15 protein-coding genes are annotated in these 15545 nt (G+C 63.3%); 3 read left to right on the forward strand and 12 right to left on the reverse strand.

Annotated elements, in window-relative coordinates:
• Positions 1–131: 131 nt before the first annotated feature.
• The 5 genes from T281_RS11640 to T281_RS11660 form a co-directional block, all read right to left on the reverse strand.
• Positions 132–581, reverse strand: a complete 450-nt coding sequence (locus tag T281_RS11640) for a hypothetical protein (RefSeq protein WP_037238949.1) — start codon at positions 579–581, stop codon at positions 132–134.
• A gap of 141 nt (positions 582–722) precedes the next feature.
• Positions 723–1778 (reverse strand): N-acetyl-gamma-glutamyl-phosphate reductase, encoded by a 1056-nt coding sequence (gene argC, locus T281_RS11645; RefSeq protein WP_037238952.1) that lies wholly within the window; start codon positions 1776–1778, stop codon positions 723–725.
• 147 nt (positions 1779–1925) lie between these two features.
• Positions 1926–2420, reverse strand: coding sequence for a 30S ribosomal protein S9 (gene rpsI / locus T281_RS11650; protein ID WP_037238955.1), 495 nt, complete (start codon positions 2418–2420; stop codon positions 1926–1928).
• On the reverse strand, positions 2420–2887 hold the full coding sequence (gene rplM, locus T281_RS11655; RefSeq protein WP_037238957.1) for a 50S ribosomal protein L13: 468 nt from the start codon (positions 2885–2887) through the stop codon (positions 2420–2422). The genes rpsI and rplM overlap by 1 nt, the downstream gene beginning before the upstream one ends.
• A 190-nt stretch (positions 2888–3077) precedes the next feature.
• A complete protein-coding gene (locus T281_RS11660) occupies positions 3078–3503 on the reverse strand; it encodes a PaaI family thioesterase (RefSeq protein WP_420834878.1) in 426 nt (141 codons plus the stop codon).
• Between the two features lie 95 nt (positions 3504–3598).
• Between T281_RS11660 and T281_RS11665 the strand changes: the two genes are divergently transcribed.
• On the forward strand, positions 3599–4204 hold the full coding sequence (locus tag T281_RS11665) for a hypothetical protein (protein WP_155955218.1): 606 nt from the start codon (positions 3599–3601) through the stop codon (positions 4202–4204).
• Positions 4205–4362: 158 nt separating this feature from the next.
• Here T281_RS11665 and T281_RS11670 read toward each other — a convergent pair whose 3' ends face one another.
• The 5 genes from T281_RS11670 to T281_RS19130 all read right to left on the reverse strand — a co-directional run bounded on the left by T281_RS11670 (position 4363) and on the right by T281_RS19130 (position 10375).
• Positions 4363–5787, reverse strand: coding sequence for a pyridoxal phosphate-dependent decarboxylase family protein (locus T281_RS11670; RefSeq protein WP_037238962.1), 1425 nt, complete (start codon positions 5785–5787; stop codon positions 4363–4365).
• Positions 5788–6040: 253 nt separating this feature from the next.
• A complete protein-coding gene (locus T281_RS11675) occupies positions 6041–7267 on the reverse strand; it encodes an LL-diaminopimelate aminotransferase (protein ID WP_037238965.1) in 1227 nt (408 codons plus the stop codon).
• A 369-nt stretch (positions 7268–7636) separates the two neighbouring features.
• Entirely contained in the window at positions 7637–8146 is a 510-nt protein-coding gene (locus T281_RS11680; RefSeq protein WP_155955219.1) for a hypothetical protein, read from the reverse strand.
• Positions 8147–8186: 40 nt separating this feature from the next.
• The gene (locus T281_RS11685) at positions 8187–10172 is read right to left on the reverse strand and encodes a ComEC/Rec2 family competence protein (RefSeq protein WP_037238970.1); all 1986 of its coding nucleotides are present in this window, start codon (positions 10170–10172) and stop codon (positions 8187–8189) included.
• Positions 10154–10375: a hypothetical protein gene (locus T281_RS19130; protein ID WP_162173163.1), complete on the reverse strand. Its 222-nt coding sequence runs from the start codon at positions 10373–10375 to the stop codon at positions 10154–10156. Before T281_RS19130 ends, T281_RS11685 begins: the two co-directional genes overlap by 19 nt.
• A gap of 361 nt (positions 10376–10736) precedes the next feature.
• Here T281_RS19130 and gltX point away from each other — a divergent pair, with 361 nt between their 5' ends.
• Positions 10737–12314: a glutamate--tRNA ligase gene (gene gltX, locus T281_RS11695; protein WP_037238982.1), complete on the forward strand. Its 1578-nt coding sequence runs from the start codon at positions 10737–10739 to the stop codon at positions 12312–12314.
• Positions 12315–12755: 441 nt separating this feature from the next.
• Positions 12756–14093, forward strand: a complete 1338-nt coding sequence (gene gltA, locus T281_RS11700; protein ID WP_052037411.1) for a citrate synthase — start codon at positions 12756–12758, stop codon at positions 14091–14093.
• Between the two features lie 177 nt (positions 14094–14270).
• Here gltA and T281_RS11705 read toward each other — a convergent pair whose 3' ends face one another.
• Together T281_RS11705 and T281_RS11710 are read right to left on the reverse strand one after the other, a co-directional pair.
• On the reverse strand, positions 14271–14960 hold the full coding sequence (locus T281_RS11705) for a hypothetical protein (RefSeq protein WP_037238974.1): 690 nt from the start codon (positions 14958–14960) through the stop codon (positions 14271–14273).
• A gap of 27 nt (positions 14961–14987) precedes the next feature.
• The coding region (locus T281_RS11710; RefSeq protein WP_037238976.1) for an amino acid ABC transporter permease at positions 14988–15545 on the reverse strand (558 nt) is incomplete at its 5' end.

The following is a 15545-nucleotide window of genomic DNA, read 5'->3' on the forward strand; positions in this document are numbered from 1 at the left end:
TAGTTAAATTCGGATGGTCGGCCATCCGATAGCAAAAAGCACTCTCTTTATAGTTCCAGACGAATGCGCCGGTCAGGCTGTTAACCCGACCAGATCCCCATTTCTGGCGAAGCAATTTTGCGAGCGGCGTCTCAGCCTCGCGGCCCTTGCCCCGGCTTCTTTTCGCGGGCGAGCGTTTCAAGCGCCTGCTTGGCGGTCAGCTCGGCGTTTTCCTTCTCGCGCTGAACCCGATCGAGCGACTCGTGAGCCTGGCGGGCCTCCTGCTGGGCGGCATCGAGCGCGCTTTGAAGCTCGGCCTGCTTCGTTTGCGCAGCTTTCACTGCATGCTCGGCAGCATCGCGCGCCGTCTGTTCCTCGGCAAGCTTTGCGGACACGGCCTTCGAGTCCTTTTCGACAACCTGCCGCGCGCGTTCTTCCGCCGCGAGCTTGTCACGCAAGGCCTGCAATTCCTTTTCGGCCTTGTCCCGCGTTTCGGTCACAAGCTTCGCCTGCTGGTCGACCGAAGCAGCAACCTGCTGATATTGATAGGCGACGCCCGCCAGCGCGACGGCCAAGACGGCGATGAGAACGTTTCGGACCATGGTGTCCTCTGATGCCGAACGAAAGTCTATGATTCGTGAGATAGCCGCTCTTACCACACCGGCCGGCACGAGTTTATGTCATTTCGGTATAGATCGGATTTTTTGCCCTGCTGTGTTTCCAATGCAAGTGCCCCTGAAGGATCAAGGGAACAGCGGTTGCTGGGCGATGCCCGCCGTTTCCTCGAAGCCGAACATGAGGTTGAAGTTCTGCACCGCTTGTCCGGCAGACCCCTTCACGAGGTTGTCGATGGTGGAGACGACGATGGCCCTGCCGGGAATGCGGTCGGCATAGACACCGATCAGGCAGAAATTCGATCCGCGTACGAACTGCGTTGAGGGCAGCGTGCCCTTCGGCGCGAGCTTAACGAAAGGCTCGCCCGCGTAGCGCTCGGCCAACGCGGCGGCGAGATCGGCGGCGGTGTGGCTGCCAGCGAGCCGCACATAGCACGTGACCAGTTCGCCCCGGCTCATCGGCACGAGATGCGGCGTGAAATTGACGAACACGTTCGCGCCCGCCGCCTTCGAGATTTCCTGCTCGATTTCGGGTGCGTGACGGTGGCCCGCGATGGCGTAGGGCGAAAGCCCTTCGCCCGCCTCCGAGAACAGGATGTTCTGCTTCAGCGAGCGCCCCGCGCCGGACACGCCCGACTTGGCGTCGACGATGATGTCGGACGCGTCGACCAGCTTCGCGGCGACGAGAGGAAGCAGCGCAAGCAGCGTTGCGGTCGGATAGCAGCCGGGGCAAGCGACGAGCCGCGCGGCCCGGATCGCCTCGCGATTATGCTCGGTCAGCCCGTAGGCCGCGCCTTCGAGGAGATGCGTCGCGGCGTGCTCGCGGCCATACCATTTCGCGTAGGTGGACGTGTCCTTCAGCCGGAAGTCGGCGGACATGTCGATCACCTTCACGCTTTCAGGCAGCGTGGCGATGATGTCCTGCGCGGTGCCGTGCGGAAGGCCGCAGAACACGGCGTCGAGGCTCGACCAGTCGACCTCCTCCGCCTTGACGAGCGGCGGCGCGTCGACGAAGCCGAGATGCGGGAAAACGTCCGCCAGCGGCTTGCCCGCGTGCGTGTTCGCCGCGAGCGCCGAGATTTCCATGCCCGGATGGCAGGCGGCAAGGCGGATGAGATCCGCTCCCGTGTAGCCGCTCGCTCCGATCACGCCGATTTTAATTTTTTTGCCCGTGGTATTTGGCATATCAAGCCTCTTTGCGGACCCCGCTCACCTCCATTGCCCGATGAGGTGACGCTGGCATCGCAATAAAAAACCCGCCTTTCGGTGTAACACCGGAAGGCGGGTTGATCGACAGGAAATCGATGAGAAGCGCCCGAAGCGCCCTCGCCGTTAGCGCTTCGAGAACTGGAAGCTGCGGCGGGCCTTGGCCTTGCCGTACTTCTTGCGTTCCACCACGCGGCTGTCGCGGGTGAGGAAGCCTTCCTTCTTGAGGATCGTGCGAAGCTCCGGCTCGTAATAGGTGAGCGCCTTCGACAGGCCGTGACGCACCGCGCCCGCCTGACCCGAAAGGCCGCCGCCGGCGACAGTCGCGTAGATGTCGTATTGGCTGAGGCGGTTGGCGGTCACGAGCGGCTGCTTCAGGATCATCTGGAGCACCGGACGCGCGAAATATGCCTCATGATCCTTGTCGTTGACCACGATCTTGCCGACGCCGGGCTTCACCCAGACGCGGGCGACGGCGTTCTTGCGCTTGCCGGTCGCATAGGCGCGACCGTGAGCGTCGAGCTTCTGCACGTGAACCGGACGCGAACGGTCATCGGCCACAGGAGCGGCCGCAGCGGCGCCCTTGTCGAGACCCGAAAAAGTCTTTGCTGTCTCAGACATTAGCGAACCCTCGCCACGTTCTTGGAATTCAGAGCCCGGACATCGAGCGTCTCAGGATTTTGCGCCGCGTGCGGATGCTCCGCACCCGGATAGATGCGAAGGTTCGTCATCTGCTGACGGCCGAGCGGACCGCGCGGAACCATGCGCTCAACGGCCTTTTCAAGCACGCGACCGGGGAACTTGCTGCCGAGCACCTCGAACGGACGCCGTTCCTTGATGCCGCCGGGATGATTGGTGTGGCGATAGTAGATCTTGTCGTGCAACTTGTTGCCGGTGAAGACGACCTTCGCGGCGTTGATGACAATGATGTTATCGCCGTCGTCCATGTGCGGCGTGAAGGTGGGCTTATGCTTGCCGCGCAGGCGATTCGCGATGATCGTCGCCAGGCGGCCGACCACGAGGCCCTCGGCATCGATCAGAATCCACTTCTTCTCGATATCGGATGGTTTAGCGGAAAAGGTTGCCATGAGAGAATGTCCGGACGGGCCGGGCTCCAATAAAAAAGGGGGCCGCATGGCCCGATTGGCGACAATAAGTAGTTGACGCAGCGGGCCGTGTCAACGGCACACAAGCGGCGCATGGCGAATAATAACCACGTAAAAACAACGCGTTACGAGAATGGTATCATAATACCGCATCACACGGTATAGTGATACCTCAATGCGGCGGCACGGAATAGGTCGCTGTCGCGTGCGCCGCCAGCTCGCTCTCGCCCTCCGACACGAGCCCGATCTCGCCGACCGCGAGCCGCTTGCCGAGCTTCAGCATGCGCGCCTCGCCGATCATGTCGCGCGGCTCGGGCTTGCGGAGAAAGTTGATCGTGAGGCTCGTCGTGACCGCGAGCGCGACCGGGCCGATGGTGGCGAGCACGGCCGCATACATCGCCACATCGGCGAGCGTGAACATCGCGGGGCCCGAAATCGTGCCGCCCGGTCTCAGCAGGTGATCGCCGTAGACCATGCGCATGCGCGCGAAGCCGTGCCGGGTTTCCTCGATCTTATAGGAGCGCCCGATGGCGAACTGCGGGAAAACCTGCACGAGAAAGGCGCTCACCTCGGCGGCCGTCATCTTCGGCGGGGTCAGCTTCGCGTTATCGTGGGCGTCCAAGATGGCGTCTCCGTTATTTCACCAAGATTTCGGGGGATCACGGGCAGGTGCGGCAAGCCGGGGGCGAAAATATGGATCTGGGCGTGAACGACTTTCGGAAAATCGACCTGCAAAAACTGATCGCTGCCATTCTAATGACGCTTGCGGCAACTGTCAGTCCGACCATTGGATCAGCGGCCGCGAAGGATGGAGGCCTCACGCGCGAAAGCGTGACGCGTTTCCTCGATTCCTTCACCGAGATGCGCGCCATCGCGATCACCGAGGGACTTCAGGCGAGCGCGGATCAGGATGCCTCGAAAAATCCCATCGGCGCCGTCGTCAAGGCGGTGAAAAAATCCAGGCTCAAGACTGAAGCGAAGGCCATCGCCGGGAAGCACGGCTTCACCGATGTGGCCGATTGGGCCGACACGGGCCGCGCCATCGCTCAGGCATACCTGCATCTGACGGTTGGGCCGTCGCGGGGCGTGGCGCGCGATACGCTCGACAAGCACAAGGACAACGCCATGAAGGAGCTTGAGAAGCTCGGGCTCCTGAACGAGAAGCAGAAGGCGAAGCTCAAGGAAAACCTCGATAAGGCTGGCGAGGAACTCGCGAAGGAGCCGCCGGCGCAAAACGTCGCCATCGTTCGGGAGATGAAGCCGCAGATCGAGGCAACGGTGAAACTCGGCGTGAATTGATCCGGCATCGGGCTGACGACGCCGGAGGTGAGCGCGAGCCGCGCGACCTTGAACGCACGGCTTATGCGGAATTGCGCCGCACGGCGCGCCGCAACCTTTAAGGCTCAACAGATTGCCTGAGCGACAACGCATTGCCAAGTGACGGCGGCGCGATGCGCCTAACCGGAAGCGGCCGCCGCCTCGTTCAGCAGTACCCACAGCGCTTGCACCTCCGCGCGCTCAGTCGCGGTTGCGCCGATGCTCACCCGCAGGATCTGCTTCCCCTTGAGGATGGCGGGCGTGATATAGGCCTCGCCGCCTTCATTCACCCTGCGCGCCAGCTCCAGATTGTGCGCCTTCAGCGCGGCCTCGTCGCCCGACAGCGCGGCGGGGACATGGCGGAGGCAGATGGTCTGAAACGGCACGGGTGCGAGGCGTTCCCAATCGGCGGCGGCGTCGACCCGGTCCTTGAACCATTGCGCATTGACGAGATCGCGGCGCACGAGCGCCTGCACGCCATCGACACCCACATCCATCAGATGGAACCAGAGCTTGAGCGCGCGGAAGCGTCGGCCGAGCTGGATATGCCAATCGCGGTAATTCTTCACCGCGCCGTCCTGCTTCGTCTGGAGATAGCTCGGATTGGTGCTCATGACGCGGATCAGATGCTCCGGGTCGCGCACGTAATAGGCGCTGAAGTCGAAGCCGACGCCCATCCACTTGTGCGGATTAAACACCAGCGAGTCGGCGCACTCGATGCCTGCCCAGTGGTCGCGGCATTCGGGCAGCACCATCGCGGTGCCCGCCATGGCGGCGTCGACGTGGAGCCACAGGCCGAAGCGCGCGGCGATGTCGGCGATTTTCGCCAGCGGATCGACGGCGGTGGTTCCCGTGGTGCCGATGCAGGCGATGACGGCGCACGGGCGCAAGCCGCGGCGCACATCCTCGGCGATGGCCGCTTCCAGCAGATCGAGCCTGATCGCGTGGTCGTCGTCGGTCTCGATGAGGCGCAGATGATCGCGTCCGAAACCGGCGAGTAGCGCCGCCTTCTCGATGCTGCTGTGGCTCTGGTCGGAGGCATAGACCACAAGCGGCGCGTCGCCCGACTGAAGCCCCCGGCCGTTCTGGCTGAAGTTCGACGCGCGCTCGCGGGCGCTGAGAAGCGCGGTGAGGGTCGCCGTGCTGGCCGTGTCGTGGATGACGCCGGTAAATGCCTCGCCAAGACCCACCATCTGCCGGAGCCAGTCCATGACGACTTCCTCCACCTCAGTCGCAGCGGGGCTCGTCTGCCAGCTCATGCCTTGCGCGCCAAGCCCGGCGATGACGAGATCCGCGAGGATCGACGCGTAGCTCGTATTGCTGGGGAAGTAGGCGAAGAAGCTCGGGTGGTTCCAATGCGTGATGCCGGGGAGCACGTCGCGGTCGAGTGCGGCCACGGCTTCGTCAAGCCGCCCGCCCTTCTGCGGGGGATGCGCGGGAAACTTCGCGCGGATGTCGCCCGGCTGCGCCTCGCTCATGACGGGACGGCTGGCGAGGCCCTCCCGGTAATCCGCGACCCAATCGATCAACTGGTGCCCGAAGCTGCGGAAGTCCTGCGCGTCCATGGATCATCCCTCTCGAAGTGGCCGAAGCCGTGGCGACTCTTCTCGTCCTTTTGAAAGGGGAGCAAATGCAAACTCATTCGTCGACCGCGCGAGATGTCGCCGGTCGCGGCAGAGGCGGCATCCCTGACGATGACAATGCTCATCAGGGGTGCCGTGCGGGTCGAAATCCGCCCGCACCCGTCACGCCGGAGCCGCTCCGCGCAGGGCGAATCGGCGCTCCGACGCGGAGGGTCTTTATGACTTGGCGGGCTGCTTAGCGCGCGCCAGCCTCGGCGAAGGGGATGACGTTGTGCAACGTCTGCTCGCCCGACGACAGGAACTTCTTGACCGCGCGGGCCGCCTGCCGAATGCGGTGCTCGTTCTCGACGAGCGCGATACGGACGAAGCCTTCGCCATATTCGCCGAAGCCGAGACCGGGCGAGACGGCGACGCCAGCCTTCTCAAGCAGCAGCTTCGAGAATTCGAGCGAGCCGACCTTCTCCCAGCCGGGAGGCAGCGGCGCCCAGGCGAACATCGTGCCGCCCGGAGCAGGGATCGGCCAGCCCGCGCGCTCGAATGTCTCCACGAGGCAATCGCGGCGGCGCTTGTAGATCTGGCGCATCTCCTCGACGCACTCCTGCGGGCCGTTCAGCGCGGCGGTCGCGGCGACCTGGATCGGCGTGAATGCACCGTAATCGAGATACGACTTCACGCGCGCGAGTGCCGCGCAGAGCCGCTCGTTGCCGACGCAGAAGCCCATGCGCCAGCCGGGCATGGAATAGGTCTTCGACAGCGACGTGAACTCCACCGCGACATCGAACGCGCCCGGCACCTGAAGGATGGACGGCGGCGGGTTGTCGTCGAAGTAGATTTCGGCATAGGCGACATCGGATAGCACGATGAGATCGTGCTTCTTCGCGTAGTCGATGACTTCCTTGTAGAAGTCGAGGCTCGCCATCAGCGCCGTCGGGTTGGACGGATAGGATATGATGAGCGCGAGCGGCTTCGGCACGCTGTGCTTCACGGCCTTGTCGACCGCGCTAAGGAACGTGTCGTCCACGCTCGCCGGCACGTGGCGGATGGTGCCGCCCGAGATGATGAAGCCGAATTCGTGGATCGGATAGGTCGGGCTCGGCACGAGGACCAGATCGCCAGGCGCGGTAATGGCCTGCGCCATGTTGGCGAAGCCTTCCTTCGAGCCGAGCGTGGCCACAACCTGCGTGTCAGGGTTCAGCTTCACGCCGAAGCGGCGGTCATAATACCCTGCCTGCGCGCGCCGCAGTCCCGGAATGCCGCGCGACGCGGAATAGCGGTTCGTGCGCGGCTTGCCGACCGTCTCGATCAGCTTTTCGGTGATGTGGTCGGGCGTCGGTAGGTCCGGATTGCCCATCCCCAGATCGATGATGTCTTCCCCACGCGCTCGTGCTGCTGCCTTGAGCTTGTTCACTTGCTCGAACACGTAAGGCGGCAGTCGTTTGATGCGGTGGAATTCTTCGGTCATGGTTGGATGTTCCTGAATAGCAAAGCGCGGGGTGCTTGCCCGGCGCCTGACTACCTATAAAGCCGGAGCGCCGCCCCTGTCCATGGAGCTTTGCGCCAATAAGGGTGCGAGAGGGATTACGGTGCAGGTACGAGCCGAAGCTGGGCGCGGGTGTCGGACGCGCTGACCCGAGGCGCGAGGAGCGCAGCGGCGACACGATATGAAATGCTGCGCGTAATAAGGAACGGGGAAGAACTCGCGTCCTTCCCCGTTCCAGTCCCCCATCAGGACATCATTCAGAGCGTTTAGAGCGAGCGGATGCCGGTCCCTGAAAATCGGGCAGAGACCGTGTCCGACCGGACTAGGCTGCGATCCGATCGGAAACCGGCTTTAGTCGCTCTTCGACTTTGTGTCGGCTGCCTCGGTACGCCCGGAAGCCGCGTGGTTCTGCTGTTTTTGCAGATCTTCCACCGTTTTCTGACGCTCTTCTCTGGAGAGCACCGTACCGATGTCCGATATGCCCGCGACGCTCGGATAAGACAAATCCTCCGCGCACGCTGCGAGACTGAGACAAAAACCCAACGCTAAAAGACTTGCGCCCACCCTACCGGCGCGAACAGGACGATTACAATCCGACGCGGCACGCAACTCGAACTCTCGTTCGGTTCGATGCATGTCGACCCCCGTTTCGCGAACCTGCGAATCTTGATGCCCACATGGAATCATATAGCGCGCATACAGGTAACAATCTTCATCAAATTGTAACAAAAGTTGATCGGCAATAAATTTGCCGTCGCACCAGTCGTTTGCGAACACAATCATACAAGCCGTGCCTTTGCAAAGGCTTGGCCGATGAAATGGGCGTGAGAGTATTGATGTTTTCGACAGGTATTTTTCCATGTCGATCGAGATCGGTTGCGAAGGCACGCGGGAATGGCGGTCAGTGTTCGGCGGGTTCGTCGCCTTCAACCTCCGCGCGTATCTTTTCGCGCTTTCGCCGAGTGGGCGACCACGGCCTGTCCCCGCGCCCCTCCGATGCCCTCGTCACCGCCATCGCGCCATCGCCAAGCGAAATCGCGGCCGCGCCCCGCTCCCACAGCGCGCCGCGGTCGAGCACGAGCTTCGGCGCGGGACATGGCCGCGCAAGGTCCATCGGCATGACGAGGATCGCAGCGCGGCGGCAGTCTTCCTCGATGGCGTCGGGCCGCGCGATCAGGCTGACGAGCCGCCCCTTCACCATCGAAACGCAACTCGTGCGGTCGCATTGCCAACCCGCGCCGGTGGCCGCTTCCTTGGGCTTCCGCGTATCGCCATCCGCCCTGAGCCATTGCTGGAGCGCGTATGACGCGCGGCGCGTCTTCGGCGCTTGCAGGCGGCCTTCGCGGTCGCGCACGGCGACGAGCTTCGCGTCCCGGTCGACGAGGATGTCGGGCCGCGCATGGATGGACGTCATCGCCACACCGACGCCGATCAAGCCAAGGCCCAGCACGCGCCACGACCGCCGCCAGATCACCAGCCAGAGGCCGCCCGACACAATCAAGAGCAGCGCCGCGAAGGGAAACGCCGCCACAGGAACGGTCGAACCCGGCAGCCCGCCGACCCAATGCGCGACCGCCATCATGGCATCGACGCCGACGCCCATCGCGGCAAGCGGCGCGTCCTCCAGCCCGAAGGGCATGGCGATGAGCGCAACGATCATCGCGGGCATGGCGATGAAATCGACGGGCGGGCCGCCGACGAGATTGCCGAGCGCGGCGTAAGTCGTCAGCGTATGGAAGTGGTAGGCGGAGAACGGCTCGACCGCGAGGCCCGCCGTTGCCGTAGTCACCAGAACACCGCCGAGGAGATACACCGGCTGCCACGCGAGCCGCTCGCGGATATTGCGCGCCTCGAAATGCAGATACCGCCCGAACCGCTCGTAGCCCGCGATCAGCGCGGCGGTGGCGGCGAACGACATCTGGAAGCTGATGTCGATGAGGCTGTCCGGCAGCACGACGAGGATGACGAGGCCCGCCAGCGCGACATTACGGAGCGAGAGAGCAGGGCGGTTCAACAGGATCGCGAGGAACACCACCGCAATCATGAGATAGGCGCGCACCGCCCCCACAGCCGCGCCCGACAGAGCGAGGTAGACCGTCACCACGAAAAGCGCGGCCATCGCCGCAAGTCCGCGCGTGGAGTAGCGCAGCGCGATCGACGGAAACAGCGCGAGCACCCATCGCACGAACCAGAACATGCCGCCCGCGACGAGCGACATATGCATCCCGGATATCGAGATGATGTGCGCGAGGCCCGACGCGCGCAGGTCGTCCATCGACTTCTCGTCGAGACCCGCCGTCTGGCCGACCGTCAGCGCGGCGGCGATCTCGCCCGTCTGGCCCGGCAGCGCGGCCTTGATGCGCTCGCCGATGCGCCCGCGCAGATCCGCGAGCCACGTGCGGGGCACCATGTCCCACGGCAGCGCGCGGCCCTCGATTTTCTCCGGCTTCGTCAGCGAATAGCCCGATCCGCCGATGGCCTGATAATAGCTCGCGCGCGCGAAATCGTAGCCGCCAGGCATGACCGGCTCGGGCGGCGGTCCAAGGATGGCGCGGAACCGGATCGCTTCGCCGGGACGAAGGTCCACATCGCCGCGAAGGCTCACGCGCACGCGGAAGGGCCGTGCCCGCATCTCGGCGTCATCATATTTGAGGCTCGACAGGCGAATGATCGCGCGGGCGCGTTTCTCCGTCTGCCGGTCGAACTGCTCGACAACGCCCTCGATGCTGTAGGCGCCGTGCCGTTCGAGCACCGGAGCCGCCACGATAGCCGTGCGTACTTTCGCCGCGAAGAAGCCCGCGCTCGCGCAAAGGATGATCGTCGTCAGCAGGAAGGCGAAAAGCTGCGTCCGCGCCAGAATACGCAGGCTCAGCGCAAGCAGCAGCAACCGCCCGACAGCGACAGATCCGGCTCGGCGGGAAGCGCGAAATAGGCGCCGACGCCCGCGCCGAAGAACACCGGAATCCACAAGAACCAACGTCCCTGCTCGGCGTCGAGTTCGGTTGCCAGCGCACGCCCCGCCGTCGCCAGCGCGCGCGAAAACCGCCCGCCGCGCGGCTCGCGCAGTTCCGCCGGTACGACAATGCTCACGCCCCACCACCCATTTTCGCCGATCCGGCACATCTTACAGCGCCGCGCGGCGAAAATGTCCACAGGAATGGTCGTGGCAAAGCTACTTGACCGCCTCCAGCCGCCACGCCTTGGCAGTCGCCCGCCCTACCAATCGGTCGCACATCGTGCTACATCGCTGCCAACGATCCTAGCGTGGCGGATCTGAAATCGGTTTCCCTTCGTGGCGATTTGCTTTGCCGATTTCAGATCCATAAGCCTCGCTAAAACTTTTACAGCCTTAGAGCGCTTATGGACTTTAGATGCGACAAAGCCGCTGACCCCATCCGTGGGTCGCATCTGAAGTCCGGCGCTCTAACCCGCGAAAATGGAAGGTCTTCCCATGGCGTCCGCATCGGGCGTGGTGACACGCTTTGCCCCATCCCCCACCGGCTTCCTGCATATCGGCGGCGCGCGCACCGCGCTGTTCAACTGGCTTTATGCGAAGCACACGGGCGGGCGATTCCTGCTGCGCATCGAGGATACGGACCGCGCGCGCTCGACGGATGCGGCCATCGCAGCGATCCTCGACGGGTTGCAGTGGCTCGGCCTCGACTGGGAGGGCGAGCCGGTGTTCCAGTTCGCGCGCGCCGAACGACATAAGGAAGTCGCCTATCAGCTTCTCGAAAGCGGCAACGCCTATCGTTGCTACTCGACGCCCGAGGAACTTGAAGCCTATCGGGCGGAGGCCGACGCGGCTCGCAAGGCTCTCTCCGAAGCGAAAAAGGCTGGGGCTTCAGCCGAGGAAATCGCGCGGCTCGAAGCAGCGCTTGCGGCAAAGCCCAGGGTTTTCAGTTCGCCGTATCGCGACGGCAGGACGCCGCCCGCCCCGGATGCACCGTTCGTCATCCGGCTAAAAGCACCGCGTGAGGGCGAGACGGTGGTCGAGGACGAGGTGCAGGGTCGCGTGCAGTGGGCCAACAAAGACCTCGACGACATGGTGCTGCTGCGCTCGGATGGCACGCCGACCTATATGCTCGCCGTGGTGGTGGACGACCACGATATGGGCATCACGCACGTCATTCGCGGCGACGACCACCTGACCAACGCCGCGCGTCAGAAGCAAATCTACAACGCCATGGGTTGGGACGTGCCGACCTTCGCGCATATCCCGCTGATCCACGGGCCGGACGGCGCGAAGCTGTCGAAGCGGCACGGCGCGCTTGGCGTCGATGCTTACCGCGCGATGGGCTATCTGCCTGACGCGATGCGCAACTATCTCGCAAGACTCGGCTGGGGCCATGGCGACGATGAGATCTTCACCACCGCGCAGGCCGCCGACTGGTTCGACCTCGACGCCATCGGCCGCTCACCCTCGCGCTTCGACTTCGCCAAGCTCGAAAACCTGAACGGCGTCTACATCCGCAACACGCCCGATGCGGAGCTGGTGCGCTACATCCGCGAGGTGCTGCCCACGCTGGAAGATGCTGATTATTTTTGCGCCAGAGCCAATGAAAATACTTGGCAGCAGCTCGAAGCCGCAATGCCTGGTCTTAAAGAGCGGGCGAAGACGATTAAAGAACTTGTAAAGTCGGCGGAATATCTTGTTGCAACTCTTCAGCCAATTGAGGCTCGCGGTGATCTAAATGCGTCGAATTCGACAATTTCCGGTGTGACCATTGTGGCTGACCGCGTGCCTATCCAACCGGACGAGAAGGCCGCGAAAATTCTCTCTCCGGAGGCGCGGAAACATCTCGCCGCGCTGCATCAGCGCTTCGCCGCGCTCGAAACCTGGGACGTAGCCTCGATTGAAGCCGCCACGCGCGCCTATGCTGAAGAGACTGGCGCAAAGCTCGGCAATATCGCGCAGCCGCTCCGCGCCGCCGCCACCGGCCGCACGGTATCGCCGCCGGTATTCGACGTACTCGCCGTCCTCGGCCGCGACGAGGCGCTGGCGCGCATCGCCGATCAGGCCGGGTAGCGGAGCGAGTTTGCCATTGAGTCCCCGGTCGCCGGTCGCGCTTAAATGCCATCAGAAAGTTACAGTGGCTTGCTCGCGAGAGAATGTCGGAATCGCACCGCTAAAGCCCTCGCCGCTAGAGCAAGTCGCGAGAGCTTTTCGTGATTCTCCCGAATCGCCAAAGGGCCCTGAAATTAACGCCGCAGGTTGACGAAACAGCTCAAGTTTTCGTGAGCCGCGCCTCTGGCATACACTATGCCTCAATGTGACGAGACCTCGCTCGGGAACGCGCAGGCATCACCCGCATTGACGTCGGAAAAGCCGGGATTGTGCTCGCGATAATGTGCGATTGCACGCAAAGTGTGCAGTGCAAAATGTGCTAGCCAATTAGGCGATGGCGTGTCACCCTCACGACACCCTACGCGCCTCCCGCGCGCGGCATAACGTCACCAGGAGGCGAGCATGAGCTCGACCGATACCAACTCCGCACATCACAAGGGTGACGCCAAGCCTAACGGCTCGGCTACCTTGACCCTCCAGAACAAGCAGATCGAACTGCCGGTCTATTCCGGCTCCGTCGGCCCCGACGTGGTCGACATATCCAAACTCTACGGGCAATCCGGCGCCTTCACCTACGACCCGGGCTTCACCTCGACCGCGTCGTGCAAATCCGACATCACCTTCATCGACGGCGACAAGGGCGTTCTTCTCTATCGCGGCTATCCGATCGATCAGCTCGCGGAGAACGGCAACTTCCTTGAGACGTGCCATCTTCTTCTGTACGGAGAACTGCCGAACAAGCAGGAATATCTGCAATTCCGCAATCGTGTGACCTATCACACGATGATCCACGAGCAGATGAACAAGTTCTTCTCCGGCTTCCGCCGCGACGCGCACCCGATGGCCGTCATGGTGGGCACGGTCGGCGCGCTCGCCGCGTTCTACCACGACTCCATCGACATCAACGATCCGGTACAGCGCGACCTCGCGGCCATCCGCATGATCGCGAAGATGCCGACCATTGCGGCGACGGCGTTCAAATACTCCATCGGACAGCCGTTCATCTACCCGAACAACCAGCTCGATTACGCGTCGAACTTCCTCTACATGATGTTCGCGGTGCCGTGCGAAGAGTACAAGGTCAATCCCGTGCTCAGCCGCGCGATGGACCGCATCTTCGTGCTCCACGCGGACCATGAGCAAAACGCCTCCACCTCCACGGTGCGGCTCGCGGGCTCGTCCGGTGCAAACCCCTTCGCATGTATCGCAGCCGGCATCGCCTGCCTGTGGGGGCCGGCGCATGGCGGCGCAAACGAGGCGGCGCTGAAGATGCTGATGGAGATCGGCACGGTCGACCGCATCCCCGAGTTCATCAAGCGCGCGAAGGACAAGAACGACAATTTCCGTCTGTCGGGCTTCGGCCACCGCGTCTACAAGAACTACGACCCGCGCGCTCGCGTGATGCAGAAGACCTGCAAGGAAGTGCTCGATATCGTCGGTGTCAAGAACGACCCGCTGCTTCAGGTGGCGCTTGAGCTTGAACGCATCGCGCTCGAAGACGAATACTTCGTCGAGAAGAAGCTCTATCCGAATATCGACTTTTACTCGGGCATCACCCTGAAGGCGCTAGGCTTCCCGACATCGATGTTCACCGTGCTGTTCGCTGTGGCGCGCACGGTCGGCTGGATCGCGCAGTGGAAAGAAATGATCGCCGATCCGGAGCAGAAGATTGGTCGCCCGCGTCAGCTTTACATCGGCGAGCCGCAGCGCGATTACGTGCCGCTGGATCTTCGCCCGTAAAAGGGAGGGGCGCGCTTCGCATGAGGCGCACCCTTTTCGCCAGACGCCAGCGTTGCGATACGATCGGCGGACAACAAAAAGGCCAGAACCGATTCACGGTTCCGGCCGAATTTTTATCGAGGAGTCCAATGCCGCGCGCTTCTCGCGGCGACCGGGCTCGAAGGTTGAATCCGCGCCCTAGACGTCGAAGTGCAGAAGCGCCCAAAGCCCCAGAAGCACCGCGCCCGCGCCGCCGCCATAGGCAAGCGTCGTGTTCAGCTGTTCCGGCGCAAGATGAAGATACTGGACAGCGCCGAAGCCAGCGCCCGCTCCGAGCAAAGCACCGACCAGCGTCAGCACCACAAATTTCAGCCAGCCCCGGAAGAAGCCCTTCTTGACCGGCTCGCCCTCAACCTTCTTGCGGCGACCCATGGGGGGAAGCGCGTTCCGATTGGGATTGCCCGCCTTCTTCGGCGCGGGGGCCTTCTCGACGAGCGCAGCCGCAGCCGGAGCCGGAGCAGCCGCAGCCGGAGCAGCCGCGACGGCCGCAGCCACCGCCGCAACTTCCGCCACAGCCGGTTCGAAGACCGGAGCCTCAACCGCCACAACCTCGGCCTCGACGGCGGGCGCCGGAGCCTGTATCTCCGCCGCGTGTTCGTTGCTTTCCGCCTGCCAATGCGGCGGAAGCGGCGGCTTGCGACCGGGCTCGAATGCGGGAGCTGCGGGTGCTTCCGCGACGGGTTCCGCAAAGGTCACTTCCGGCGCGAACGTCGCCACCGATTCGACCTGAGCCACGGCGGGAGCAGGTGACTCCTCGGCCGGTTTTGGCGCGGCTCCGCTGGCCACGCGTTGTGCTTCTTCCTGCTGACGCACGAGATCTGGATCCATAACGTATTCCCCCGGAAATAATCCTGTTTAGCGTCGGCTCTCGGCCGTCACGCGCTCAAGGTATGCGCTCACTCGTGCAATAGCATAGCACAGGCTCCAAAAGACAAGTGCTGCGAAAGCGTAGCCTGTTAAGGTTGTCGTCGACGCGGACCATGCCGGATCGGCGGCGGCGAGTTGTATCATGCCGAGGAAGTCAAATAATCCAATGACTAGGACGAGCGTCGTGTCTTTCAAAAGGCCGATGAACGTGCCCGCAATACCCGGCAGCGCGCTACGAATTGCCTGTGGAAGAATAACGAGCGCGAGGATTTGTGAATAGCGCAAACCCAGCGCTCGCCCTGCTGTCACCTGATTTTCGGGAACGCTCTGCAATCCGCCGCGAATCACCTCCGCCATATAGGCGCTCGCGAACACGGCGATGGCGAACAGGGCGCGCGCCAGCTTGTTGACGCTCGCCCCTTCGGGGAGGAAGAGCGGCAGCATCACCGCAGCCATGAAAAGCACGGTGACAAGGGGCACGCCGCGCCAGAATTCGATGAAGCAGATCGCCAGCCATCGCGGCACGGGCCAGCTCGACCGCCGCAT

Source organism: Rhodomicrobium udaipurense JA643 (assembly GCF_000636015.1).
In the GTDB taxonomy this organism is placed as follows: domain Bacteria; phylum Pseudomonadota; class Alphaproteobacteria; order Rhizobiales; family Rhodomicrobiaceae; genus Rhodomicrobium; species Rhodomicrobium udaipurense.

Excerpts from the sequence above, each read along its gene's own strand:
- T281_RS11705 (WP_037238974.1), bottom strand. The coding sequence starts at position 14,960 with ATGGATCCAGATCTCGTGCGTCAGCAGGAAGAAGCACAACGCGTGGCC.
- rpsI (WP_037238955.1), bottom strand. The coding sequence starts at position 2,420 with ATGTCTGAGACAGCAAAGACTTTTTCGGGTCTCGACAAGGGCGCCGCT.
- rplM (WP_037238957.1), bottom strand. The coding sequence starts at position 2,887 with ATGGCAACCTTTTCCGCTAAACCATCCGATATCGAGAAGAAGTGGATT.
- T281_RS11680 (WP_155955219.1), bottom strand. The coding sequence starts at position 8,146 with ATGGAAAAATACCTGTCGAAAACATCAATACTCTCACGCCCATTTCAT.
- T281_RS11675 (WP_037238965.1), bottom strand. The coding sequence starts at position 7,267 with ATGACCGAAGAATTCCACCGCATCAAACGACTGCCGCCTTACGTGTTC.
- T281_RS11665 (WP_155955218.1), top strand. The coding sequence starts at position 3,599 with ATGGATCTGGGCGTGAACGACTTTCGGAAAATCGACCTGCAAAAACTG.
- T281_RS11640 (WP_037238949.1), bottom strand. The coding sequence starts at position 581 with ATGGTCCGAAACGTTCTCATCGCCGTCTTGGCCGTCGCGCTGGCGGGC.
- gltX (WP_037238982.1), top strand. The coding sequence starts at position 10,737 with ATGGCGTCCGCATCGGGCGTGGTGACACGCTTTGCCCCATCCCCCACC.
- argC (WP_037238952.1), bottom strand. The coding sequence starts at position 1,778 with ATGCCAAATACCACGGGCAAAAAAATTAAAATCGGCGTGATCGGAGCG.
- T281_RS11670 (WP_037238962.1), bottom strand. The coding sequence starts at position 5,787 with ATGGACGCGCAGGACTTCCGCAGCTTCGGGCACCAGTTGATCGATTGG.
- gltA (WP_052037411.1), top strand. The coding sequence starts at position 12,756 with ATGAGCTCGACCGATACCAACTCCGCACATCACAAGGGTGACGCCAAG.